The organism is Fimbriimonadaceae bacterium (genome assembly GCA_019638775.1).
GTDB lineage: Bacteria > Armatimonadota > Fimbriimonadia > Fimbriimonadales > Fimbriimonadaceae > JAHBTD01.
The window spans coordinates 1-2,591 of sequence record JAHBTD010000079.1; the positions used below are offsets into that span (position 1 = coordinate 1).

The window sequence follows — 2,591 nt, forward strand, 5'->3', positions numbered from 1 at the left end:
CTACCAGAAGTAGGTAGCCTAACCGTAAGGAGGGCGCTTACCACGGTAGGATTCATGACTGGGGTGAAGTCGTAACAAGGTAGCCGTATCGGAAGGTGCGGCTGGATCACCTCCTTTCTAGAGATCATCTGACTGATCAAGTACTCACAGCCTATCGGTTGTTTTAGCAGTCCTCAAAAGGGGGTCTGTAGCTCAGCTGGTTAGAGCACACGCTTGATAAGCGTGGGGTCGTAGGTTCAAGTCCTACCAGACCCACCAGCGATTTGCGGTGGTGGGAAAATCGTGATCGGGGGTGTAGCTCAGTTGGGAGAGCGCCTGCTTTGCAAGCAGGAGGTCATCGGTTCGATCCCGTTCACCTCCACCAATCCTAGAGGGCAAGAGTTTAGAAGCGAGCGAGCTGAGGTTTGCTGGGTTCTGGGCTTTTTAGCCGGAGGCTGTTGAGTTCTTTAACAATTTGGAAGAAGTAAAGTGTGTTGGCTCGCAAGGGCCGACGCATGGGTTGTGATTGTATCTACTCTCATTCTGTGGCTTACCAGCGCACGGGATGGGGGCACAAGCGCGAGTGTCCTGTGCCTGGTTTTACCGCGAGGTAGAGCTTAAGGTTATAGGGTCAAGCGAATAAGTGCATGTGGTGGATGCCTTGGCGATCACAGGCGATGAAGGACGTTGCAGCGTGCGAAAAGCCACGGGGAGCTCGCAAACAAGCTTTGATCCGTGGATGTCCGAATGGGGAAACCCGGCCCGCAAGGGTCACTCCCACCTGAATACATAGGGTGGGTAGAGCGAACCCGGTGAACTGAAACATCTAAGTAGCCGGAGGAACAGAAATCAACCGAGATTCCGAAAGTAGTGGCGAGCGAAATCGGAAGAGCCTGCACAATTTAGCCATTACGCTAGCAGAGCGGTCTGGAAAGACCGGCCATAGTGGGTGATAGCCCCGTATGCGAAAGCCTGGTGGTGGAACTGAGTGTGCGACAAGTAGGGCGGGACACGTGAAATCCTGTCTGAAGATGGGGGGACCATCCTCCAAGGCTAAATACTCGTGATCGACCGATAGTGAACCAGTACCGTGAGGGAAAGGCGAAAAGAACCCCGGGAGGGGAGTGAAACAGATCCTGAAACCGCATGCATACAAACAGTGGGAGCCCCTGCTTCAAGCGCCTTCGAAGTTCTTTCGAGGCGCATCGCGTAGCGATGCGACTCAAAAGTATTAAGAAGGAGTGAAACGGATGTCATATCCGTTTCGAGGTGGGGGGTGACTGACGATTCGAGCGTAAGCGAGAAGCGTCGGGCAGCCCTGCGAGAACACCCGGAGGGTGTTTGAAGCAGGGGTGACTGCGTACCTTTTGTATAATGGGTCAGCGACTTACATTCAGTGGCGAGCTTAACCGCATAGGGGAGGCGTAGCGAAAGCGAGTCCGAACAGGGCGATTCAGTCGCTGGGTGTAGACCCGAAACCAGATGATCTACCCATGGCCAGGATGAAGGTTGGGTAACACCAGCTGGAGGTCCGAACCCACTACCGTTGAAAAGGTAGGGGATGAGCTGTGGGTAGGGGTGAAAGGCCAAACAAATCTGGAGATAGCTGGTTCTCTCCGAAAGCTATTTAGGTAGCGCGTCGTGTATCACTTCTGGGGGTAGAGCACTGTAATGGTTGTGGGGGTCATTGCGACTTACCGCGCCATAGCAAACTCCGAATACCGGAAAGTGCGAGCACGGCAGACAGACTTGGGGTGCTAACGTCCTGAGTCGAGAGGGAAACAACCCAGACCGCCGATTAAGGTCCCGAAGACACAGTTAAGTGGGAAACGAGGTGGGAAGGCTTAGACAGCCAGGAGGTTGGCTTAGAAGCAGCCATCCTTTAAAGAAAGCGTAATAGCTCACTGGTCGAGTCGTCCTGCGCGGAAAATGTAACGGGGCTCAAACTGTGCACCGAAATCGCGGATATGTACTTGTACATATGGTAGGAGAGCGTTCCGTAGGCCGTTGAAGGTGGGGTGTGAACCCTGCTGGAGGTATCGGAAGTGCGAATGCTGACATGAGTAGCGATAAAGCGGGTGAAAGGCCCGCTCGCCGAAAGCCCAAGGTTTCCTGCGCAACGTTCATCGGCGCAGGGTGAGTCGGCTCCTAAGGCGAGGCCGAAAGGCGTAGTCGATGGGAAACAGGTTAATAGTCCTGTACCTTTATGCAATGCGATGGGGGGACGGAGAAGGTTAGGTGGGCCGGGTGTTGGACGTCCTGGTTCAAGCGTGTAGGCGTGCCCGATAGGCAAATCCGTTGGGCTTAGCCGAGGCGTGATGACGCAAGACTCTTTTGAGTCCCAAGCCACTGAGACCCCGCTTCCAGGAAAAGCCTCTAAGCTTCAGTTGCATGAAGACCGTACCGCAAACCGACACAGGTGGGCAGGATGAAGATTCTAAGGCGCTTGAGAGAACTCAGGAGAAGGAACTCGGCAAATTAGCACCGTAACTTCGGGAGAAGGTGCGCCCCGGTAGTGTGTAGCGGCTTGCCCGTGAAGCGCGATGGGGTTGCAGTGAATTGGTGGCTGCGACTGTTTAATAAAAACACAGCACTCTGCAAAGGCGAAAGCC

General features: G+C 54.3%; 2 tRNA genes and 2 rRNA genes. All 4 read left to right on the forward strand.

Annotated elements, in window-relative coordinates:
• A 16S ribosomal RNA gene (locus tag KF784_19980) occupies positions 1-117 on the forward strand; the annotation flags it as partial.
• Positions 118-181: 64 nt separating this feature from the next.
• Positions 182-258: transfer RNA gene (locus KF784_19985), tRNA-Ile, on the forward strand.
• Positions 259-288: 30 nt separating this feature from the next.
• Positions 289-364, forward strand: a tRNA-Ala gene (locus tag KF784_19990).
• Between the two features lie 244 nt (positions 365-608).
• Positions 609-2,591, forward strand: a 23S ribosomal RNA gene (locus KF784_19995); the annotation flags it as partial.